The sequence below is a fragment of the Planotetraspora phitsanulokensis genome (assembly GCF_016863295.1).
In the GTDB taxonomy this organism is placed as follows: Bacteria; Actinomycetota; Actinomycetes; order Streptosporangiales; family Streptosporangiaceae; genus Planotetraspora; species Planotetraspora phitsanulokensis.
Genome location: NZ_BOOP01000022.1, coordinates 126943 through 146562 on the forward strand (window position 1 = coordinate 126943; position 19620 = coordinate 146562).

Sequence of the window (19620 nt, forward strand, 5' to 3'; positions counted from 1 at the left end):
GTAATCCGGAAGCAACAGGACTCAAAAAGGAAAGTGCCGAACCCTAGACGTCTTCCAAGAGCGTTTCAAGGGGGCACACCCGGGCAGTCGCACTGTCGCACGCGCCCTGCGACCCGCGCGCCGATGATACAAGGAGACGAGCATGCGATATCGGCTGGGAAGCTTCCTCTTACTCATCTACATCCTGGTCGGCCTCTACGTGGCGTGGGTGCACGACTACCTCACCCCCACCCTGCTGAGGCAGATCGCCCAGGCCCTGCTCGCGATCTTCCTGTGGTTCCTCATCCTCCTCGGCGTGGACCTGCACATCGGCGGAGGGTGACGGCTGACGACGTCGTCATACGCCGGGCCCCGGACCTGCACCGGGGCCCGGTGCGTACCGCGGCCCGATCAGGGGCCGGGTACGAAGCCGCCGTGGTAGATGCCGAGCGCCACCCCGACGAACGACGCCACGATGCCGACGATGATGAGGCTCCGCTGGGCCGTCGTCGCCGAGATGTACTGGGTGTAAAGGCCGCCGAGGAATCCGATCGCGCCCGCCCAGGAGGCGATCATGTGGGCCCTCACGATGAAACCCGTGACGAACGCCAGGAGGCCGATCAGCAGGGTCGCCACCGTCATGACGTTCTCCGCGGGGTGCCTGACCCCGTCGGTGTTGAGCGTGAACCTGCCGGGTGCGCGTCCGGCGGCGTTACCGGCGGGGCCAAGAACGTTTCGCATCGAGGCCACCCCCTCTCCTTCCTCCAGTTTGCCGCGCATGGCGAGGTACGGCCAGGTGCCTGGTAGCCTTGTTCGGCTGCGTCTGATATAGGCCGGGATCATTCCGGGCCTCGCGCAGTGTCCTCCTGTCACGGCAAGGCGTCGTGACCGCAAGAGTCCAGAGGAGGTTGGATTCCACATGCGTCGTTACGAGATGATGGTCATTCTCGACCCGTCCCTCGATGAGCGCACCGTGCAGCCCTCGCTCGACCAGTTCCTCACCGTCGTGCGCAACGACGGCGGAAGCGTCGAGAAGGTCGACGTCTGGGGACGTCGCCGGCTGTCCTACGACATCGCCAAGAAGTCCGAGGGCATCTACGCCGTCGTCGACCTCAGCGCGGAGCCCGCCACGGTCAAGGAGCTGGACCGTCAGCTCAACCTGAACGAGGGCATCCTCCGCACCAAGGTCATCCGCCCCGAGCTTCACTGACCAGTGACGCGAAGCCCGGCGGTTTGTCGGGCGATAGCCGTACTCTGAGCCCCTGAAGGCTCGGCCGGCGGGATAGGAAGGCGAAAGCGACCGATGGCAGCAGGCGACACCACGATCACCATTGTCGGCAACCTTGTCGACGATCCGGAGCTGCGCTTCACCCCGACGGGGCAAGCCGTGGCCCGATTCCGCATCGCGTCCACTCCGAGGTTCCTCGACAGGCAGACCAACGAGTGGAAAGACGGCGAAGGCCTGTTCCTGACTTGCAACGTGTGGCGCCAGGCGGCGGAGAACGTCGCCGAGAGCCTGCAGCGTGGCATGCGGGTCATCGTGCAGGGACGGCTGCGCCAACGGTCGTATGAGACCAAGGAAGGCGAGAAGCGCACGGTCTACGAGGTCGAGGTCGACGAGGTCGGCCCCTCGCTGCGCAACGCCACCGCCAAGGTGAACAAGACCACTCGTCAGGGCGGTCAGGGCGGCGGCGGCGGCGGTTTCGGCGGCGGCCCCGCGGGCGACCCGTGGGCGACGGCCTCCCCGTCGCCTCAGGGCGGCGGCTACAACCAGGGCGGCCAGGGTGGCCAGGGTGGCGGCTTCGGTGGCGGCGACTTCAGCGACGAACCGCCCTTCTAACCCTCACCTGATCTCGCGTCTCTCGTCACATCACCACTAGTAAACCGACCGACCATTCCCGCATCATGCGGGGCTCTGAAAGGAGCACCACGATGGCGAAGCCGGCACTGCGCAAGCCGAAGAAGAAGGTTTGCCTGTTCTGCCACGACAAGATCTCCTACGTCGACTACAAGGACACGGCGCTGCTGCGGAAGTTCATCTCCGACCGCGGCAAGATCCGTGCTCGCCGGGTGACGGGCAACTGCACCCAGCACCAGCGCGACGTGGCCACCGCTATCAAGAACGCTCGTGAGATGGCCCTGCTGCCGTACACGAGCACCGCGCGCTAAGAAAGGAGTCTCAGGACATGAAGCTCATTCTCACCACTGAGGTCTCCGGTCTCGGCACCCCTGGCGACATCGTCGAGGTCAAGGACGGCTACGGCCGCAACTACCTGATCCCGCGTGGTTTCGCGATCCGCTGGACGCGCGGCGCCGAGTCCCAGATCGCCTCGATCAAGAAGGCGCGCGACGCTCGCGAGATCCGCGACCTGGGCACCGCCAAGGAGGTCGCCGGCCAGCTCGGCGCGCTCAAGGTCAAGCTCAAGACCCGTGCCGGCGAGGCCGGCCGGCTCTTCGGCTCGGTGACGACGGGTGACATCGCCGACGCGGTCAAGGCCGCCGGCGGCCCGCAGCTCGACCGTCGCCGCATCGAGATCGGCAACGCGATCAAGAGCCTGGGCACCCACCGGGTCAGCGTCAAGCTGCACCCCGAGGTGGCCGCCACGGTCGAGGTCGAGATCGTCGCCGGCTGATCCGGCAGCGGTTCCACGAAGACCCCTTCCCGGTCGCGGGAGGGGGTCTTTTCGTGTCTCCGGGGAGGATGCCAGGCGATGATGTCAGGCGATGACAAATCCCCCCAGGTAAAGCGGGGTACTACGGAACGCTAGTATCTTCCCATTCAATTTCGCGGATTTCGTGGAAGATCATGCTGGTGGAGGCTGGAATGCGCCGTACTTCGAAGTTGCTGGCATTCGGTGTACTGGCGCTGGCGGCGGCCGCGTGCGCACCGGCGAACGACACCTCCACGGCGAGTCCGGGCGGCGCAAGTCCGGCGGCCTCCGCGACCTGCGCGAAGGACCAGCTGCCGCTGACCACGCCGGGCAAGCTCACGATCGGCACCGACAAGCCCGCCTTCGAGCCCTGGTTCAAGAACGACGATCCGTCCAACGGGCAGGGCTTCGAGAGCGCCGTGGCCTACGCGGTGGCGCAGAAGCTCGGCTTCACCAAGGACGAGGTCACCTGGGCGGTCGTGCCGTTCGACTCCTCGTTCGCGCCGGGGCCGAAGAAGTTCGACTTCGACGTCAACCAGATCTCCATCTCGCCCGAACGTCAGAAGGCCGTCGACTTCAGTCAGGGCTACTACGCGGTCAAGCAGGCCGTGGTCGCCCTCGACGGCTCCAAGTTCGCCGGCGCCACGACCCTGGCCGAGCTCAAGGACGCCAAGATCGGCGTGCAGGCGGGCACCACCTCACTGCAGGCCGTCCAGCGGGTCATCCAGCCGACCTCCGACCCGAGCGTCTACAACCAGCAGATCGACGCGATCAGCGCGCTGAAGAACAAGCAGATCGACGCGATCGTGGTGGACCTGCCGACCGGGTTCTACGTGACCGCGGCCCAGGTGGAGAACTCAAAGATCGTCGGCCAGTTCGCGGCGACCGGAGAGACGCCGGAGGAGTTCGGCCTGCTGCTGCAGAAGGGCAGCGGCCTGACCTCCTGCGTGGACAAGGCCGTCGGCGACCTCAAGGCGTCCGGTGAGCTGGCCACCATCGAGACCCAGTGGCTGACCGGCAGCGCCGGTGCGCCGGAGCTGAAGTGACCGGAGGAGAGGCGTCCCCGGGCGCTCCCACCCCCTCCGACGACTCGGCCGCGTCTGTCGCTCCCGAAGTTCCCACCGGCTCTGACGGCCCGGTCGCGTCCGCCACCTCTGAGGGCCCGGCCGCGTCCGCCGCTGCCTCCGAGGGCTCCGCCGTTCCCCCGGCTCTGGCCGAATGGACGAAGAGCGATCGGCAGATTCGCCGGGAGGCCGACCTGCGGCGGCGCGCGAGGCGGTCGACGTCGGTCGCCACCGCGTCCACCATCGTGGTCGCCACGGTCCTGATCGTGGGCGTGACCGCGTCCCCCGGGTGGCCGCGCGTCCAGGAGACCTTCTTCAGCCCCTCGCAGTTCGTCGACGCGTTCCCCGACGTGTGGCGGGGGTTCCTGCTCAACGTCAAGATTTTCTTGATCGCGGAGCCGCTGATCCTGATCGTCGGCCTCGTCGTCGCGCTCGTGCGGACCTTGCGGTCACCGGTGTTCTTCCCGCTCCGGGCGGTCGCCGTCTTCTACACCGACATCTTCCGCGGCATCCCGACCATTCTGCTGATCTATCTGTTCGGCTTCGGCATCCCCGCGCTGGCGTTGCAGGGTGCGCCGAGCGACCCGGTGACGCTCGGCATCATCGGACTCGTGCTGTCCTACGGCGCATACGTCGCAGAGGTGTTCCGTTCAGGCATCGAGTCGGTCCATCCCAGCCAGCGCGCGGCCGCGCGTTCGCTGGCGCTCAGTCACGGGCAGACGATGAGGTACGTCGTCGTTCCCCAGGCCGCCCGCCGGGTGATCCCGCCGCTGCTCAACGACTTCGTCTCGCTGCAGAAGGACACCGCGCTCGTCGCCGTGCTCGGCCCGCTCGAGGCGCTGCGTCAGGCGTCGATCCATGCCGCCGAGACGTTCAACTACACGCCTTACATGTGCGCGGCGCTGGTGTTCATCGCGCTCACCGTGCCGATGGCCCGGCTCACCGACCATCTCGCCGCGCGGACAGCCCGACGCCAGATGGCGGGAGGACACCTGTGAGCCTGCTGACCGTCGAGGGTGTGTGGAAGAACTACCACCACCACAGCGTGCTGCGCGGGATCGATCTCGAGGTGGCTCCGCACGAGGTGGTCTGCCTGATCGGGGCCTCCGGCTCGGGGAAGTCGACCCTCCTGCGCTGCGTCAACCTGCTGGAGTCGATCGACGACGGGGCGATCTACCTCGACGGCTCGGAGATCACGGACGTGCGGATCGACCCGGACGACGTCCGCAAGCGGATCGGCATGGTCTTCCAGTCCTACAACCTGTTCCCGCACATGACCGTGCTGGACAACGTCACCCTCGCACCGCGCAAGGTGCACAAGGTCCGTCCCGAGCAGGCGGAGGCCGAGGCCAGGGAGTTGCTCGCCCGCTTCGGCCTCGCGGACAAGGCCGGCGAGTATCCCGACCGGCTCTCCGGGGGTCAGCAGCAGCGGGTCGCCATCGTCCGGTCGCTGGCCACCCAGCCGCGACTGCTCCTGCTCGACGAGGTCACCTCCGCGCTCGACCCGACGCTGGTGACGGAGGTGTTGTCCGTCATCCGTGAACTCAAGGACGCGGGCATGACGATGATCATCGCGACTCACGAGATGAGCTTCGCCCGGGACATCGCCGACGCGGTCTGCTTCCTCGAGGGCGGGGTGTTGCTGGAGCACGGATCGCCCGAGCAGATCTTCACCGCTCCTGAGCACCCTCGCACGCGCGGGTTCCTGCAGCGGGTGCTCGACGCCGGTCGGCTGTGACCACTCGCTGATCAGGCCCCGGTCACCAGCCAGGCCCTGCCGTACGCGCGGGTTCCCAGGGTGATCATGCGCGCCACCATCCACGCGCCGAGTGCGAGCCACAACACGAGTAGGTTCCCCGCGAACGCGGCGAACGGCAGGTAGACGAGGGTCGACCACAGCGACGCCCAGGCGAGATAACGCCGGTCGCCGGCTCCGATCAGCACGCCGTCCAGGACGAAGACGACGCCCGCGATCGGCTGAAGGAGTGCCACCGGCCACAACACCGCCATCAACTGGGCGCCGACCGCGGCGTCGGCGTCGAACAGCCCGGGGATGGCCGGTCGCGCCAGGATTACGGCGACGCCGAAAACGACGCCGGACACAATGCCCCACATGACCATGCGTTTGGTGGCCGTCCTCGTGGCCACGACGTCCCCCGCCCCGAGCGCGCGGCCGGTGATGGCCTGGCCGGCGATGGCGATGGCGTCAAGGGAGAACGCCAGGAACGTCCAGAGCCGGGCCGCGATGGTGTGCGCCTCGATCTGGTCCTCACCCATCCTCGTGGCGAGCGACGTCGCGACGAGGAGCACGAGTTGGAGGCATGCCGTACGGATGACGAGGGCGAAGCCCGCGGCGCCGGCGGCTCGCATGCCGGGCAGGTCGGGCCGCAGTGGGGCGCCGTGCCGCCGCGCCGCCCGCACGACGAGCGTGAGGTAGATGGCGGCGGACAGTGTCTGCGCGACCACCGTCCCCCATGCGGATCCGGCGATCCCCCACCCCAGACCCAGGACGAACCAGAAGTTCAGCAGTCCGTTGAGCACGAACGAGCCGACCGACACCAGGAGCGGCGTCCGGGTGTCCTGCATTCCGCGCAGCACACCCGTCCCCGCGAGGACGATCAGCATGCCCGGTGTGCCCAGCAGGCTGACCCGCATGAACGTGACGGCCAGCGCGGCGAGCTCTTCCGTCGCTCCGAACAGGTGTACGATAAATGGCGCAAGAGGCCAGCAGGCCACGCTGATCGCCACACCGATGGCGGCCGCCAGCCAGATGCCGTCGACGCCCTGGCGCATCGCCCGCCGCAGGTCGCCCGCCCCGAGTTGCCGGGCCACGGCGGCGGTGGTGGCGTATGCGAGGAAGACGCACAGGCCCACGAGGGCGGTGAGGGCCGCGCTGGCGACACCGAGGGCGCCGAGAGCCGGATCGGGAAGGTGGCCGACGATGATCGAATCGGTGAGCAGGAACAGCGGTTCGGCCACGAGTGCCCCGAACGCCGGGACGGCCAGCCGCAGGATCTCCTTGTCGTGGACGCGACCCTGCCGGATGTTTCGGCCCATTCCGGTCGTAAGTGGCATGAACCTATTTTGCAACTTACTGGCGTATGCCCAATCGGTATCGGCCGCCGGGGCGGACTTTCTTTCCTCCACAGCCGGTGGACACCAAGGTCCCTGGTCAGCCGGGGTTTCCTCCGGAGAGATCGTGCTCGTCCACAGGCTTGTCCCCAGGGTTCCCACATCTGACCAGCAGAGATCGCACAGGTTGTCCACAACCTTGTCGACAGGTCGAGTTGCCGTCAGGTGGCCGGGGCCGGGAAACTGTCGGACTCGGCCACTACAACTTGGGGATGGTGGGGCCGCTGGGTAGGGGGTGTGAGAATGAGCGTGATCGACTTCCCGGGCGGTCCCGGGGATTCGGACTCGACGTTCGAGCGGACCCCGCCGAACAACATCGAGGCCGAGCAGTCCGTGCTCGGCGGCATGTTGTTGTCGAAGGACGCCATCGCAGACGTGGTCGAGGTGCTGCGGTCCGACGACTTCTACCGGCCGGCCCATCAGATCATCTTCGACGTCATCATCGACCTCTACGGCCGTGGTGAGCCCGCGGACTCCGTAACGGTCCTCGACGACCTGCTCAAGCGGGGTGAGGTCGCCCGCGTCGGCGGCGGCGCGTACCTGCACACGCTGACGGCGATCGTCCCCACGGCCGCCAACGCCGGCTACTACGCCAAGATCGTGCGAGAGCAGGCGGTGTTGCGGCGCCTGATCGAGGCCGGCACCAGGATCGCCTCCTACGGGTACGGCGGGCAGGGTGAGGAGGTCGACGACCTCGTCGACCGCGCCCAGGCCGAGATCTACAAGGTCACCGAGCGCCGCACGTCGGAGGACTACCTCCCCCTCTCGGAGATCATGCCCGCCGCGCTCGACGAGATCGAGGCGATCGGCAGCCGCGGCGGCCAGATGGTCGGCGTCCCCACCGGCTTCCAGGACCTCGACGCCCTGACGAACGGCCTGCACCCGGGCCAGATGATCGTCGTGGCGGCTCGACCTGCCATCGGCAAGTCGACTCTGGGTTTGGACTTCGCGCGGTCCGCGGCAATCAAGAACGGCATGACCACCGTCATCTTCTCGCTGGAAATGTCGCGCAACGAGATCACGATGCGACTGCTCTCCGCCGAGGCCCGGGTCGCGCTGCACACCATGCGCTCCGGAATGATGAGCGACGACGACTGGACCCGGATGGCCCGGCGGATGGGGGAGGTCGCCGAGGCGCCCCTGTTCATCGACGACTCCCCGAACATGTCGATGATGGAGATCCGGGCCAAGTGTCGCCGGCTCAAGCAGCGCAACGATCTCCGCTTCGTGATCATCGACTATCTCCAGCTGATGAGCTCGCCCAAGAAGACCGAGAGCCGCCAGCAGGAGGTCTCGGAGCTGTCGCGTGCCCTCAAGCTGCTCGCCAAGGAGCTCGAGGTCCCGGTCATCGCGATCTCACAGCTCAACCGTGGTCCCGAGCAACGCACCGACAAGCGGCCCCAGGTGTCCGACCTGCGTGAGTCCGGGTCCATCGAGCAGGACGCGGACATGGTCATCCTGCTGCACCGGGAAGACGCCTACGAGCGTGAGTCCCCCAGGGCCGGAGAAGCCGACCTGATCGTGGCCAAGCACCGTAACGGCCCCACGGCCACGGTCACGGTCGCCTTCCAGGGCCACTACAGCCGTTTCGTCGACATGGCCACCCACTGACCGATAATGCGCAGCACGAGCTCAGGAGTCCCTACCGCGCTGATCTGTGGTTAGACCGCTACTTTGCGGCTCGCCGTAGCTTCGGGAGTTCTCGGCCATGTAGATAAGACGCCCGAGAGGGGATGAACGGGCGGGCATTCACGAAATCGGCGTTCTTTGAGGATTCAGGTATCGCCGGGCCGCCACGATCAACTTCCTGCTCGCGACGAACGCGGCCTCCTTCTTCTCCTGGAGCGTGTCGTCGGGGTCGCCCTGGCGTAGGACCACCCCGAGGATCAGCCGGTCGCGGTCCCCGGAAGTGGGACGGACGGCCCACAGCAGCGCTCCGCCCGCCGGCGTGCTGGTGCCGGTCTTGAGACCGACTACCCCAGGCAGCCTGAGCAGCTTGTTGGTGTTGACGATCTCGCCCGCGATGCCCGGGATGGTGATCTTGGCGGTGGCGACGATGTCACGCAGCACTGGGTTCTTCATGGCCTGCCTGGCCAGCTTGAGCTGATCCACCGCCGTGCTGACCGTAGTGGGTTCATATCCGCTCGCGCCGGTGTAGGTGGTGTTCTTCATGCCCAGCTTGGCGGCGGCCGCGTTCATCTTTATGGCGAAGGCCCGCTCCGAGCCGGCGTCCCAGCGGGCCAGCAGACGTGCGGCGTTGTTCCCCGAGGGGATCAGCATCAACTTGAGAAGCTGCCGCTCGGTGAAGCTCTGGCCCTCGGCGATCGGCACCGTGGACTCCTCTCGGTTGCCTGATTCGATCGCCGCCTGCCGGTCGACCCGGATGGACGGCCCTGCGGCGTTCCTGGCGAGCGGGTGGTCGCGAAGAATCACCAGAGCAGTCATCACCTTGGTGACGCTCGCGATCGGCACGGGCCGCTGCTCGCCGTGCACCCTGAGGCTGTCTGCTTGCCCGGTGACCTCGACCGCCGCCTGTCCCCTCGACGGCCAGGGCAGAGCAGACGGCCGAGGCAGAGCAGACGGCCGGGCCGTCTGCCGGGCCGGGGTGCTCGGCGCCGGCCCGGAGTTCGGCAACGACGCCGGCTGGGTCTGCGCGCCGCTGTAGACCAGCCAGCCTCCGGCGGCGAGGACGGCGGACACGACGACGCCGAGCACCCGCGTAGTGGGAGAAAGACGAGACAGCAAGGGCTGTTCACCTCCGGGAGACCGGGGCGCGCTTCTCGCGCCCACCTGGACCGTGCGTAGGGTCGGCGTACATGGGCGGGCAGCTGTCATCGATGGCTGAGGGGCGCAGTTCGTAGTGCCAGGGTTCGTTGCTGTAGATCTGACACAGCCCGTGCTCGGCGCCGTGCTCGGACAGCCACGCCGTGGCATCGAAGGGCCCCATGTCGACCGCGTCCCCCGACACGTGAGCAGACGTGTCCGCGGTGGCCACCCACCGGGCGGCTTCCTGTTCGGATCCGTACTCGGAAACCGCCTCACGAAGAGGCTGATTCTGATACTCCGGGGAACGCCCAGATCTCACGCGATCGACAGCCCGGCGCCGAGGTGACGAGGTGCCTCCGCGGCTGGTTGTGCCGCCATCGGGATCCCGTGCGGCGCTCGGGGCCGCGAGCGCCCCACGGGGTGGGGCGGGTCAGTATCCGGGGAGGTGTAGCTGGAACCGTCGGCCGTCGAGTGTGCCGGTGATCGCCGCGATGACGACTAGCGGGCCGGCGACAAGGATCCCGGGAATCCAACGGGTTGTTGTTCGTGCCGGCTCGCTGTGGCTCATGCCTCCAGTCAGCGCAGTGCGGTGTTGCCAGCACCTTACGTAGCCCACGCCGGGGTGGGGTCGTCGTCGTGGTGGCGTGCCGCCGCTGTCTGGGCGGTGCTCGAAGTGCCACCACTCGTTGTCGTAGATGCGGTAGAGGTCGTAGCGGGCGCCGTGTTCCTCCAGCCAGCGCGCGCCTTCGTGCGGGCGCACGTCCAGCGCGATGCCCTGGACGTGGTTGGATTCCGCCGGTGGTAGCACGAGCAAGCGTGCCGAGGCCGGGGAACCGGAGCGGCGCACCTCCTCGTCGAACATCCGTTGTTGGACAAGGGGATCGCGGTATCCCGAGGTGAGGCCGATGAGCTGGCCGTGACGCCAGAGCGCCTCGGTGCGCGCTGCGGTGAACGCCGCCATGGCGTCGTCGGTGAGCCCGGTGAGGTCCTCGGCCGGGAACCGCATCCCCAACGCCCAGCGGCAGGCCAGTTCGCGGGCGCGGCCGGGACGGCGAACGAACGCCGCAGGCAGCAGGAGCACGGCGAGCACCAGCGTGATCGCGGCAAACAGCCGGTCACGGGGCCGAGGCGGGATCGTGCGTGGCTCGTTCATGACGAATACGATTGGCGCCGAATGTGTGCGCGTTGTCCGCCGCATGTCACCGTTTCTCGACGGCGGCGACCGTCGGTGCGACCGTGACACAACCATGACACGGCGCGGACGAGGCGGGGACACGGCCGGCCGACAGTGGATGGGGTTGACCGGCGGGCGAGTTACGGAGCGTGCTGTGATACGCGGCGTGTCGCGAGTGTTGTTGATCGAGGATGACCCGGCCGTGCGGGAGGGCCTTGAGCTGGCCCTGACCCGGCATGGGCACCGGGTGCGCGCGGTGGAGTCCGGCGAGCAGGGCCTGGACCGGCTGCGTACGGACCTTCCCGACGTCGTCGTGCTCGATCTGATGTTGCCTGGCATGGACGGGTTCGAGGTCTGCCGCCGCATCCGCGCCGTCGGGGAGGTACCGATCATCATGCTGACCGCGCGCGGCGACGACATGGACGTGGTGGCCGGGTTGGAGGCGGGCGCTGACGACTACGTGGTCAAGCCGGTGCAGCCCAGGGTTCTCGAGGCACGCATCGGCGCAGTGCTCCGGCGGATCGGCCGGGACCAGGCGGAGCTGGAGCGGCACGGGGACCTGACCATCGATCGGGCCGGGCTGGTGGTCGCCAAACGCGGCGTGCCGGTCAGCCTCGCCCCGACCGAGCTGCGCCTGCTGCTCGAGCTCTCCGGCACGCCGGGCCGGGTGCACAGCCGCCAGCAGCTGCTGGAGTCGGTGTGGGAGCACGGGTATTTCGGCGACTCGCGTCTCGTGGACGCGTGCGTGCAGCGGTTGCGCGCGAAGATCGAGGACGACTCGGCGGCGCCCGTCTACGTGCAGACGGTGCGTGGGTTCGGGTACCGGTTCGGGCCGGTGTGAGCCGCCGGTGGCACCTCGGCCGAGCCTGGGGCTGCGTGCCCGGCTGTTGTTCGCTTTCGCACTGCTGTGTGTGGTCACCGCGGCGGCGGTGGCCGGCGGGATCTACGTCCAGGCCCGCAACGACATCCTGCAGCGGGCCCAGGATGCCGCGGTTCAGGCGATGAGAGGCCGCGTGGAGGAGCTCTTCCCGCTGCGGACCGCGACGCCGGGCCCGGACGAGCTCTCCGACATGGCCGAAACCGTGTCCGACCAGAGCGGCCTCGCGATCGCCTTCTACAACGGCGTGCACGCGACGGCGGGGAGCCAGAGGCCGCCGGGCCAGAACGCGCCGAATCTGGATCCCGGGGTGATTCCACCGCCGCGGCCGGGCCGAAACCCGCCGGTTCTGGATCCCGGGGCGATTCCGCTGTCGCTGCGGGAGAAAGTGGCCGGGGGCGACATCGCGTGGCAACGCGTGGTGTGGCAGGGCGAGCCGTACCTGGTCATCGGAGCGCCGGTGGTGATCGTCGAGCAGGACGAGAAGACGCAGGTGTCCGGCATCGAGGTCTACGCCCTGCACAGCCTGCTTGCCGAAAAGCACAGCATCGACGGGCTCGCCGTGTCCGCCTGGCTCATCGGCGGGGCGGCCCTGGCGTTCGCGGTCGTCCTGGCGTTGCTGGCCACCCGTGGCGTGCTGCGCCCGGTGCGCGAGCTCGGCCGGGCGGCACGCCTGCTGGGGGAGGGCGAGATGCGGACCAGGATCGCGGTGCGCGGCTCCGACGAGCTGGCCGACGTGGCACGCACGTTCAACAACACCGCCGCGGAGCTGGAACGGCACGTCAAGCAACTCCGCGAGATGGAGGCCGACGCCCGCCGGTTCGTGGCCGACGTGTCCCACGAGCTGCGCACCCCGCTGGCCGCGCTCGCCGCGGTCGCCGATGTCCTCGACGAGGAGGCGGCCCGGCTGCCCGAGCCCGCCGGCAGGGCCGCCAGGCTGGTCAGCCAGGAGACGCTCAACCTCACCGGGCTGGTGAACGACCTCATCGAGATCAGCAGGTTCGACTCCGGCGTCGCGGCCCTCGCGCTGAACGAGGTCGACGTGGCCGAGCTGGTGCGCGCGACCCTGCGTGCCCGGGGCTGGTCGGAGCTGGTGCACACCGAGCTTCCACCTGCGGTGACGGCACGGCTGGACCCGCGCCGAGTGGACGTCATCCTCGCGAACCTGGTCGGCAACGCCCTGCGGCACGGCGAGCCACCGGTGTCGGTACGGCTTTGCGCCGACCCGCACTGGATCGCTCTCGAGGTCCGCGACCACGGACCGGGGCTGGACGAAGCGGTGCTGCTGCACGTGTTCGACCGGTTCTACAAGGCCAGCGCGGCCAGGGCCAGGTCCGAGGGCAGCGGCCTGGGCCTGGCCATCGCGCGGGAGAACGCGCGCCTGCACCGAGGCGACCTCACCGTCGCCAACGCCCCGGACGGCGGCGCCATGTTCACGCTGCGCCTGCCACGCTGGGCACACGATCCGGACGGAGGCCCCGAGTGAGGACCGGGCTCGCCCGCCGCGTGCTCGCCGCGGGCCTCATATCGCTCGTCGCCGTGGCCGGCTGCGGCGTGCGACCCAGCGACGCCATACCCGCCGGCGACCCGCCGAGCGGAGCCGTCGCACCAACCACGACGATCACCCTCTACCTGGTCAAGAACGGCCGACTCAGCGCGGTAACGCGGCCCGTGCCCGGGGCCGGTGGTCGTCCACTGTTCCAAGCGGACACGCTCGCGCTGCTGGCAGCCGGACCCACCGCGAGGGAACAGGCGCACGGACTCACCACCGACGTCCCGCCCGAAGCCGGCCCGTTCTCGGTGACCGCCAAGCCGGCCGGCCACTTGGTGGTGACCGTGTCCACTCCGGTCGGCGAACTGTCCACACTGGCCGTCGAGCAGATCGTGTGCACGGCCGCCGCCGCCCCGGCGCCGGAAAGCCCTGCCCAGGTCACCGTCGTCGGTGCTGGGCAGAGCGTCGGCCCCCGGAACTGCCCGGGGTAACCGGCGGCCTCGGGGAACAGCGGTACAGCCGTTGGCGCTAAGGAAGGATCTTGTGCAGAGGCTGTGGGACTCGAAGTGAATTGGAACGAGATCTGGCGTCAGCGGGATCCATCGTGTTCCATTCGCCCACGTAGCTCTCGCGTCGGGCGCGGGCCGAGCCGAGCAGGTCGAGACAGATGCGACTGGCGACCCTCGTCAGCCGGCCGCCGGGGGATTCGATGGCCTCCCGCTGCTGCTGGGGCATGGCGTACCAGCGGGCATAGGTCTCCTGGACGACGTCCTCGGCCTCGGCCAGGGATCCGACGAGCCTGTACGCGAGACCGATGAGCTGACGCCGCTCGCTCATGATCACGCTCCGACCCGGATCGGATGTGGTGTTGCGGCTCCCCTGATCGCATCCGTGCTCACCGATTCAACGACACAGCCCCTTCGAATGTGGGGTCGGCGTCGCCACCGTCTGCCCACCAACGACGCACCTCGGCGACACACCGACCTCACAGTCCGAGGGGCTATCTCGTTGGTAACTACCGAGACGCCCGGTTTCACGGCCAGGCGTCCCATCGTGAGCATCTATGACCGCATCATCGCGATCTAAGGAGAGGCGACATGTCAACGGCGCAGGAAGCACGCAACAAGGAGACGTACCACCGCTTCCACGAGGCGATCAACAGCCGCGACCTGGAGATCATCTCGAAGGCGATCGACGAGTTCATTCACCCGGACGGGCGGTTCCACGCGGCGGAGCGGACTGACGTGACCGCGGTGCAGGCACAAAAGCGCGTATGGGAGATCCTCCTGCGCGCGTTTCCCGACATTCGCGTAACGGTCGAGGACCTGATCGCCGCGGGTGACAAGATCGTCGCCCGGCAGACGGTCACCGGGACCAACTCCGGTGAATACCGGGGCATGCCCCCGACCGGCAGATCCGTCACCTATAACGAGATCTTCATCGCCCGCTTCGCCGACGGCCGGGTCACCGACGTCTGGGGAGTCGTCGACGTCTACTCACAGCTGCGGCAACTCGGCCTCATCCAGGCGTAGTACCTCGAGCTGCACCTGACCGGCTCGCGAGGGGCCGCTGGACTGCCTTCCGCGGGCCGGATACCCGGCGGTGGCGTCGGTGAAGATGACCATGGAGCAAACTCAGGGGCATCCGAAAGTCATATATCTGACATTACGGCATGACACCATCGTCCCCGTGAGCATCACAGGGCACACCTACAGCGTCGGCGATCGCCTCATCCGCGTTTCCATGACGGTCGTGGTCCTGGGAGTGGCCGCGGTGGCCGGATGGGTCAGCTACTGGCACGCCGTCGCCGTCATCGAGCGATACGGCGCCGAGGATGAGCTCTCGGCGCACCTGGTCCCGGTCACCGTCGACGGCATGATCTATGCCAGCTCGATGGTGTTGTTGTGGTGCGCCCGCTATCAGCTGAAGGTGCCCGCGCTCGCTCGATGGGCGCTCGCCCTCGGGATCGCCGCCACGCTCGCGGCGAACGTCCTGCACGGAATCGAGCGCGGTGCGCTCGCCGCGGCGCTTGCGGCGTGGCCGGCGATCGCCCTTGTGATCGCCTATGAGCTCACGATGTGGGTGATCCGGTCCGGCCGGGAGGTGTCCGAGCGCGTGGCCGTCGCGGTCGAGGAGTCGGTCGCGGCGACGAGACCGCTCGCGGTACCGGATGCTGTGGACGATGTCTCCGCTCCGCAGGCCCCAGGCGAGCGGCCGGTCGTGGGCGATCGTGAGCTGATGGGCAGGGGCGGGCTCGCAGGTCAGGCCAGGCGGGCATTCGCCGCCAGCCTCACCGACTCCTCGGCGGTGCAGGATCGGGTGTCCGATCGCGCCGATCGCGCCGATCGCGCTGAATCGGCCGATCGCGCTGAACGGGCTGAGCGCGGTGAACGGGTTGAGCGCACCGCGGTCCGTGAACACATGCCCTCCGCGATCGGGCCCTGGGACGAGCGGCCCGATCGGCAGGGCAAGGCCGTACCGGAAGAGGAGCAGGCGAGCGGCGATCGCCGTACACAGGTGGCCGCACTGCTCGCGCAGGACCCGCAGATGACCGGGGCGGCGATCGGCCGTGCGCTCGGCCTGTCCGAGCCGCACGGGCGCAGGTTGCGCAGAGAGGTGCTCAACGACACCAAGGACGGCTGAAGTCAGGGCACCGGGCGGTAGTGCGTCGTGACCCGGCCGTCGTCGAGCAGGTGGATGGCGATGGCCGGAGGAAGGGTGAGGTCGACGGGCGGGAGCGCGTCGGTTTCGAACGGCAGCAGCCCCGTGTTGACCACGCCCGGTGCGACGAGGAGCGGCAGTCCGGCGAACGTGGTGGCGGCGGCCGTGTGCGCGTGCCCGGCGAGCACCGCCACGACATGGTCGTGGCGGCCCAGCACCCGGGCGAGCCGCTCAGGCTCGCGGAGCCGGATGTCGTCGACGTACGGGATGCCCAGTTCGGCGGCGGGATGGTGCATGCCGACGAAGGCGGGGACACCCGGAGTGGCGCTCAGCACTCCGTCGAGCCAGTCGAGCGTGTCGTCGTCGAGCCGTCCCTCCGGACGGCCCGGGATGCTGGAGTCGCACAGCGCGATCGTGGCGTCGTCGAGGTTGAGCGCCTGGTTGGCCGGGTGGTCCCCGTCGAGGCCGAGCAGCACCTTCCGCAGGTTGCCGCGGGCGTCGTGGTTGCCGGGACACAGCACGAGGGGGACGTCGTCGCCCTCGATCAGCTCTCGTACGATCTCGTACTCCTCGACCGCGCCGTGGTCCGCGATGTCCCCTGTGAGCAGGATCGCGTCGGGGTGCAGCGCCCTGGCGTAGTCGAGCGCGCGGGCGGCCCGTTCGGTGCTCCGTTCGGATCCGTCGATGTGGATGTCACTCACATGGGCGAGCACGAGCATGGGGGATACCTCCGCTGATCGGTCTCCTCAGACTCTCACGCGACAGGCCGTGTGCCAGAGGCCGCCGCCCCCGACATCCGCTCGGCCAGGATGCGGGCGCGGGCGAGTTGCACCTTGCGCGCCTCGCCGGCGGCGAACCCGACGAGGATCCACGGGGCCGTCATGTCCAGCCGGTCGTGCACCCGCGTGCCCGTGCCGTCCGCCTCGAGGTCGAAGTGGTAGGCCATCCGGATGCGCCCGGGGCTGCGCACCTCGCCGTGCACCGACAGGCCGTCGGTGCGAAGGGCGACCCTGATGGGGTTGTCGTGGGTGATCACCCACAGGAACCGGAACCGTTCGACGGCCGTGTATCTGATGACCCCCGGCTCCGAACGGTCCACGTCGCTGACGGCGACCACGAGCGGCGACAGGCCGATGTAGTTCTCGGGAGTGGTCAGGTGCTCGAACACCTTCTCCGGCGCGGCCTCCACGTGGAATTCGTGGGTCAGCACCCTGTTCGACACTCGGCCTCCTGATTAAGCGTGATATGTCCTGAAATTGTGACAAGATCCGCCGTTTTCGGGGAAGCGCGAGATGATCACAAAGGGGTGTCGCGCAGGAAGGCCGCCGTGTCCGGATCGGCGGGGAAGAACGACTCGATCGCGAGCTCGGCGACCGTGACGTCGAGCGGGGTCCCGAACGTCGCGACGACGCTGAAGAACGACAACTCCCGGTCCCCGAGCCTGACGCGCAGTGGGACGAGGATGTCGCCGGGGCCCGGCAGCTCGACCTCGGGCTCGGGCTGGTCGCAGGGGTAGTCGAGCAGCTCCGCGTACAACTCGCCCAGTTCGGGATCGGCAGTCTGGGTGATCTGCCGCCTGAGCCGTCCGAGCAGGTGGGCGCGCCACTCGCCCAGATTGACGATGTGCGGGGCGAGCCCGTCGGGATGCAGGCTCGCCCGCAGGACGTTCCCGAGCAGATCGGGATCGATCCCTTCGGTGAGCCGGCCGATGCCCTCGTTGGCGTCGACGAGGTTCCAACCGCGGTCCACCACGACGGCGGGGTACGGCTCGTGCGCGGTGAGCAGTTGGCGGATCGCCGCGCAGACGGCGGCCATATGTGGAGAGTCCAGGGGCGATTCGGTGTACACCGGTGCATAGCCGGCGGCCAGCAACAGGTGGTTGCGCTCACGCAGTGGAAGCGACAGGTGCTCACCGAGATGCAGCACCATGTCGCGGCTGGGCTTGGCGCGGCCGGTCTCCAGGAAGCTGACGTGCCGGGTGGAGATCTCGGCCTGAAGCGAGAGCTCGAGCTGACTCAGCCGCCGGTGTTCCCGCCATTGACGGAGCAGTTCGCCGAACGGCCGCTGGTGGAGCTGCGTTGCGGTCACGCCCCAGACGCTATCCATCGACCCCGCTCCCAATCGATTACCTCACAGGTAACCCCCGCGTGATCACGCCCCTGCGGGAGGGGGGGTCATTGCCAGCGGAAGGAGCGGGCGGCCGCGATGACCGCGACCACGGCCCAACCGGCCATCACGGCCAGGTGCAGGGCCGACGGAGCATGCCCGCCCAGCGTGTCGACCAGTCCCTGACCGAACGCCCCGGTCGGCGTGAAGTCGCTCACCCGCCGCAGCGCCTCGGGCATGAGGTCGCGCGGCAGCCACATGCCGGCGAAGAACAGCAGCGGGAAGAGCGCCCCCGCACCCACCCCCTGCACGATCCGCGAATTCGGCGCGACCGCCGCGAGGAACAGGCCGAGGGCGAACATGGCCACCGCGCCGAGCACCACGACCACCGTGAAGCCGAACAGCGCCCGAGGGAACGGCGCGTCCAGGACGAGGTGGCCCAGCACCAGCGTCAGAGTCGTCGCGACGACCGCCACCACCGCGTTGATCCCGAGCTGTACGGCGAGCAGGGCTGCGGGCCGCACCGGAGTGGTGGACATGCGCCGCAACACGCCGCGCTCACGGTAGACGACCAGGGCGGTCGGCAGCGTGCTGAGTGCGAGCGTCGCCACCGACAGCAGGACCATCATCCCGGGGAGCTGCGCGTCGACCGGCCGGAGGCCGCCCAGTTCGGGGCTGGGGTCGCGGAAGCTGGGGATCGCGCTGCCCAGGATCAGCAGGAGCGCGGCCGGAAGACCGATCGCGAAGAACACCGCGAGAGGCTCGCGGAGGAACAGCCGGCTCTCGACGGCGGCCAGGCGGCCGAGGCCGGGGGTACGGATGATCGTCGTCATGGTGGTGTCTCCTAGGAGGCCGGCTGGCCGGTCAGGGTGAGGAAGGCGTCGTCGAGGGTGGTCCGGTCCATGCGGAGACCGGACATCTGGGAGGCGGGCAGCACGTTCACGACTGCGGTCAGGACGTCGGCGGTTCCGGTGACGACGACCTCGTCGCCGTCCACGGTGACCCCCGTCACCTCAGGGAGCGACTTGAGCGGCTCCACGGAGGACGAGGTCCGGAAGACGATCCGCTGCCCGCCGCTCACCTGCGCGACCAGTCCGGCGGGGGTGTCCAGCGCGAGCACCCGGCCCCCGGAGATCACCGCGACGCGGTCGCACAGGCGCTCGACCTCCTCCATGAAGTGCGAGACGAGAATGACGGTCACGCCGCGGTCTCTCATCCGCGTGATGAGCTCCCAGGTGTCCCGCCGTGCCTGCGGATCGAGACCGGTGGTCAGCTCGTCGAGGATCGCGATGCGCGGGTTCCCCACCAGGGCGAGCGCGATCGACAGTCGTTGCCGCTGGCCGCCGGAGAGCTTGGCGAAGGACTTACGCGGATCGAGGCCGACCTCGGCGAGCAACTCACGCCAGTCGGCCGGACGGGCGTAGAACGAGGCGTAGAGCGCCATCGCCTCGCCGACTCGGATCTTGTCGGGCAGCGAGCAGTCCTGCAGCTGGACGCCGACCTGCTGCTTGAGGTCCGCGTCGACGTTGACGGTCCCGGAGGAGGGGGTGCGCAGGCCGGCGATGCACTCGACCGTGGTCGTCTTCCCCGCTCCGTTGCGGCCCACGATGCCGAAGATCTCGCCCTCGTCGACGGAGAACGAGACGTCGTCGACCGCCACCCGCGTGCCGTACGTCTTGTGGAGGTTTTCCACCGTGATGATTGCCATGCCGACGACG

The 19620-nt window shown here is 68.7% G+C and carries 25 protein-coding genes; 14 read left to right on the plus strand and 11 right to left on the minus strand.

What is annotated here, in order from left to right; translation table 11 throughout:
* Nucleotides 1-142 precede the first annotated feature (142 nt).
* A complete protein-coding gene (locus tag Pph01_RS24350) occupies nucleotides 143-322 on the plus strand; it encodes a hypothetical protein (RefSeq protein WP_203884513.1) in 180 nt (59 codons plus the stop codon).
* A 68-nt stretch (nucleotides 323-390) separates the two neighbouring features.
* On the opposite strand, the gene Pph01_RS24355 is transcribed toward Pph01_RS24350, so the two are convergent.
* A complete protein-coding gene (locus tag Pph01_RS24355; protein ID WP_204075474.1) occupies nucleotides 391-720 on the minus strand; it encodes a hypothetical protein in 330 nt (109 codons plus the stop codon).
* 178 nt (nucleotides 721-898) lie between these two features.
* On the opposite strand from Pph01_RS24355, the gene rpsF reads away from it, so the two are divergent.
* The 7 genes from rpsF (at nucleotide 899) to Pph01_RS24390 (ending at nucleotide 5432) form a co-directional block, all read left to right on the plus strand.
* A complete protein-coding gene (rpsF, locus tag Pph01_RS24360; RefSeq protein ID WP_203952761.1) occupies nucleotides 899-1189 on the plus strand; it encodes a 30S ribosomal protein S6 in 291 nt (96 codons plus the stop codon).
* A gap of 93 nt (nucleotides 1190-1282) precedes the next feature.
* Nucleotides 1283-1819 (plus strand): single-stranded DNA-binding protein, encoded by a 537-nt coding sequence (locus tag Pph01_RS24365; protein ID WP_204075475.1) that lies wholly within the window; start codon nucleotides 1283-1285, stop codon nucleotides 1817-1819.
* 92 nt (nucleotides 1820-1911) lie between these two features.
* A complete protein-coding gene (gene rpsR / locus Pph01_RS24370; protein WP_061256131.1) occupies nucleotides 1912-2148 on the plus strand; it encodes a 30S ribosomal protein S18 in 237 nt (78 codons plus the stop codon).
* A 17-nt stretch (nucleotides 2149-2165) separates the two neighbouring features.
* Entirely contained in the window at nucleotides 2166-2612 is a 447-nt protein-coding gene (gene rplI, locus Pph01_RS24375) for a 50S ribosomal protein L9 (protein ID WP_204075476.1), read from the plus strand.
* Between the two features lie 191 nt (nucleotides 2613-2803).
* Nucleotides 2804-3676, plus strand: a complete 873-nt coding sequence (locus tag Pph01_RS24380; RefSeq protein ID WP_204075477.1) for an ABC transporter substrate-binding protein — start codon at nucleotides 2804-2806, stop codon at nucleotides 3674-3676.
* Nucleotides 3673-4692, plus strand: a complete 1020-nt coding sequence (locus tag Pph01_RS24385; RefSeq protein WP_239116972.1) for an amino acid ABC transporter permease — start codon at nucleotides 3673-3675, stop codon at nucleotides 4690-4692. Before Pph01_RS24380 ends, Pph01_RS24385 begins: the two co-directional genes overlap by 4 nt.
* Complete coding sequence (locus Pph01_RS24390; protein ID WP_204075478.1) at nucleotides 4689-5432, plus strand: amino acid ABC transporter ATP-binding protein; 744 nt, start codon at nucleotides 4689-4691, stop codon at nucleotides 5430-5432. Before Pph01_RS24385 ends, Pph01_RS24390 begins: the two co-directional genes overlap by 4 nt.
* Before the next feature lie 11 nt (nucleotides 5433-5443).
* On the opposite strand, the gene Pph01_RS24395 is transcribed toward Pph01_RS24390, so the two are convergent.
* Nucleotides 5444-6769, minus strand: coding sequence for an MATE family efflux transporter (locus Pph01_RS24395; RefSeq protein ID WP_239116973.1), 1326 nt, complete (start codon nucleotides 6767-6769; stop codon nucleotides 5444-5446).
* Nucleotides 6770-7069: 300 nt separating this feature from the next.
* On the opposite strand from Pph01_RS24395, the gene dnaB reads away from it, so the two are divergent.
* Nucleotides 7070-8437 (plus strand): replicative DNA helicase, encoded by a 1368-nt coding sequence (gene dnaB, locus Pph01_RS24400; protein ID WP_204075479.1) that lies wholly within the window; start codon nucleotides 7070-7072, stop codon nucleotides 8435-8437.
* Nucleotides 8438-8575: 138 nt separating this feature from the next.
* Here the strand turns inward: dnaB and Pph01_RS24405 are convergent, their stop codons facing one another.
* The 3 genes from Pph01_RS24405 to vanY-N all read right to left on the minus strand — a co-directional run bounded on the left by Pph01_RS24405 (nucleotide 8576) and on the right by vanY-N (nucleotide 10745).
* Nucleotides 8576-9571 (minus strand): D-alanyl-D-alanine carboxypeptidase family protein, encoded by a 996-nt coding sequence (locus Pph01_RS24405; protein WP_204075480.1) that lies wholly within the window; start codon nucleotides 9569-9571, stop codon nucleotides 8576-8578.
* A 7-nt stretch (nucleotides 9572-9578) separates the two neighbouring features.
* Nucleotides 9579-9821, minus strand: coding sequence for a M15 family metallopeptidase domain-containing protein (locus Pph01_RS24410; protein ID WP_204075481.1), 243 nt, complete (start codon nucleotides 9819-9821; stop codon nucleotides 9579-9581).
* 201 nt (nucleotides 9822-10022) lie between these two features.
* A complete protein-coding gene (gene vanY-N / locus Pph01_RS24415; protein WP_239116974.1) occupies nucleotides 10023-10745 on the minus strand; it encodes a D,D-peptidase/D,D-carboxypeptidase VanY-N in 723 nt (240 codons plus the stop codon).
* 187 nt (nucleotides 10746-10932) lie between these two features.
* Between vanY-N and Pph01_RS24420 the strand changes: the two genes are divergently transcribed.
* From Pph01_RS24420 to Pph01_RS24430, 3 genes are read left to right on the plus strand one after another with little or no spacing between them, the layout of a single operon-like run.
* A complete protein-coding gene (locus tag Pph01_RS24420; protein ID WP_204075482.1) occupies nucleotides 10933-11607 on the plus strand; it encodes a response regulator in 675 nt (224 codons plus the stop codon).
* A 7-nt stretch (nucleotides 11608-11614) separates the two neighbouring features.
* Entirely contained in the window at nucleotides 11615-13129 is a 1515-nt protein-coding gene (locus Pph01_RS24425; RefSeq protein WP_204075483.1) for an ATP-binding protein, read from the plus strand.
* Nucleotides 13126-13626 (plus strand): hypothetical protein, encoded by a 501-nt coding sequence (locus Pph01_RS24430; RefSeq protein WP_204075484.1) that lies wholly within the window; start codon nucleotides 13126-13128, stop codon nucleotides 13624-13626. The genes Pph01_RS24425 and Pph01_RS24430 overlap by 4 nt, the downstream gene beginning before the upstream one ends.
* 37 nt (nucleotides 13627-13663) lie before the next feature.
* On the opposite strand, the gene Pph01_RS24435 is transcribed toward Pph01_RS24430, so the two are convergent.
* The gene (locus Pph01_RS24435) at nucleotides 13664-13972 is read right to left on the minus strand and encodes a sigma factor (RefSeq protein WP_204075485.1); all 309 of its coding nucleotides are present in this window, start codon (nucleotides 13970-13972) and stop codon (nucleotides 13664-13666) included.
* A 260-nt stretch (nucleotides 13973-14232) separates the two neighbouring features.
* Between Pph01_RS24435 and Pph01_RS24440 the strand changes: the two genes are divergently transcribed.
* Nucleotides 14233-14667 (plus strand): ester cyclase, encoded by a 435-nt coding sequence (locus Pph01_RS24440; RefSeq protein ID WP_204075486.1) that lies wholly within the window; start codon nucleotides 14233-14235, stop codon nucleotides 14665-14667.
* A 157-nt stretch (nucleotides 14668-14824) separates the two neighbouring features.
* Nucleotides 14825-15778, plus strand: coding sequence for a DUF2637 domain-containing protein (locus Pph01_RS24445; protein ID WP_204075487.1), 954 nt, complete (start codon nucleotides 14825-14827; stop codon nucleotides 15776-15778).
* A gap of 2 nt (nucleotides 15779-15780) precedes the next feature.
* Here the strand turns inward: Pph01_RS24445 and Pph01_RS24450 are convergent, their stop codons facing one another.
* The 5 genes from Pph01_RS24450 to Pph01_RS24470 form a co-directional block, all read right to left on the minus strand.
* Nucleotides 15781-16515 (minus strand): metallophosphoesterase, encoded by a 735-nt coding sequence (locus tag Pph01_RS24450; protein WP_204075488.1) that lies wholly within the window; start codon nucleotides 16513-16515, stop codon nucleotides 15781-15783.
* A gap of 35 nt (nucleotides 16516-16550) precedes the next feature.
* Nucleotides 16551-17018, minus strand: a complete 468-nt coding sequence (locus tag Pph01_RS24455) for an SRPBCC family protein (protein ID WP_204075489.1) — start codon at nucleotides 17016-17018, stop codon at nucleotides 16551-16553.
* Between the two features lie 74 nt (nucleotides 17019-17092).
* Nucleotides 17093-17884 carry a helix-turn-helix domain-containing protein gene (locus Pph01_RS24460; RefSeq protein WP_239116975.1) on the minus strand — a complete coding sequence of 264 codons (792 nt, stop codon included), beginning with the start codon at nucleotides 17882-17884 and terminating at the stop codon, nucleotides 17093-17095.
* 86 nt (nucleotides 17885-17970) lie between these two features.
* Nucleotides 17971-18735, minus strand: coding sequence for an ABC transporter permease (locus Pph01_RS24465; protein ID WP_204075491.1), 765 nt, complete (start codon nucleotides 18733-18735; stop codon nucleotides 17971-17973).
* Nucleotides 18736-18746: 11 nt separating this feature from the next.
* On the minus strand, nucleotides 18747-19610 hold the full coding sequence (locus tag Pph01_RS24470) for an ABC transporter ATP-binding protein (RefSeq protein WP_204075492.1): 864 nt from the start codon (nucleotides 19608-19610) through the stop codon (nucleotides 18747-18749).
* Nucleotides 19611-19620 lie beyond the last annotated feature (10 nt).

Coding starts and splice junctions, on each gene's coding strand:
- Pph01_RS24350 (WP_203884513.1), top strand. CDS start 143: ATGCGATATCGGCTGGGAAGCTTCCTCTTACTCATCTACATCCTGGTC.
- Pph01_RS24355 (WP_204075474.1), bottom strand. CDS start 720: ATGCGAAACGTTCTTGGCCCCGCCGGTAACGCCGCCGGACGCGCACCC.
- rpsF (WP_203952761.1), top strand. CDS start 899: ATGCGTCGTTACGAGATGATGGTCATTCTCGACCCGTCCCTCGATGAG.
- Pph01_RS24365 (WP_204075475.1), top strand. CDS start 1,283: ATGGCAGCAGGCGACACCACGATCACCATTGTCGGCAACCTTGTCGAC.
- rpsR (WP_061256131.1), top strand. CDS start 1,912: ATGGCGAAGCCGGCACTGCGCAAGCCGAAGAAGAAGGTTTGCCTGTTC.
- rplI (WP_204075476.1), top strand. CDS start 2,166: ATGAAGCTCATTCTCACCACTGAGGTCTCCGGTCTCGGCACCCCTGGC.
- Pph01_RS24380 (WP_204075477.1), top strand. CDS start 2,804: ATGCGCCGTACTTCGAAGTTGCTGGCATTCGGTGTACTGGCGCTGGCG.
- Pph01_RS24395 (WP_239116973.1), bottom strand. CDS start 6,769: ATGCCACTTACGACCGGAATGGGCCGAAACATCCGGCAGGGTCGCGTC.
- dnaB (WP_204075479.1), top strand. CDS start 7,070: ATGAGCGTGATCGACTTCCCGGGCGGTCCCGGGGATTCGGACTCGACG.
- vanY-N (WP_239116974.1), bottom strand. CDS start 10,745: ATGAACGAGCCACGCACGATCCCGCCTCGGCCCCGTGACCGGCTGTTT.
- Pph01_RS24435 (WP_204075485.1), bottom strand. CDS start 13,972: ATGAGCGAGCGGCGTCAGCTCATCGGTCTCGCGTACAGGCTCGTCGGA.
- Pph01_RS24440 (WP_204075486.1), top strand. CDS start 14,233: ATGTCAACGGCGCAGGAAGCACGCAACAAGGAGACGTACCACCGCTTC.
- Pph01_RS24450 (WP_204075488.1), bottom strand. CDS start 16,515: ATGCTCGTGCTCGCCCATGTGAGTGACATCCACATCGACGGATCCGAA.
- Pph01_RS24465 (WP_204075491.1), bottom strand. CDS start 18,735: ATGACGACGATCATCCGTACCCCCGGCCTCGGCCGCCTGGCCGCCGTC.
- Pph01_RS24470 (WP_204075492.1), bottom strand. CDS start 19,610: ATGGCAATCATCACGGTGGAAAACCTCCACAAGACGTACGGCACGCGG.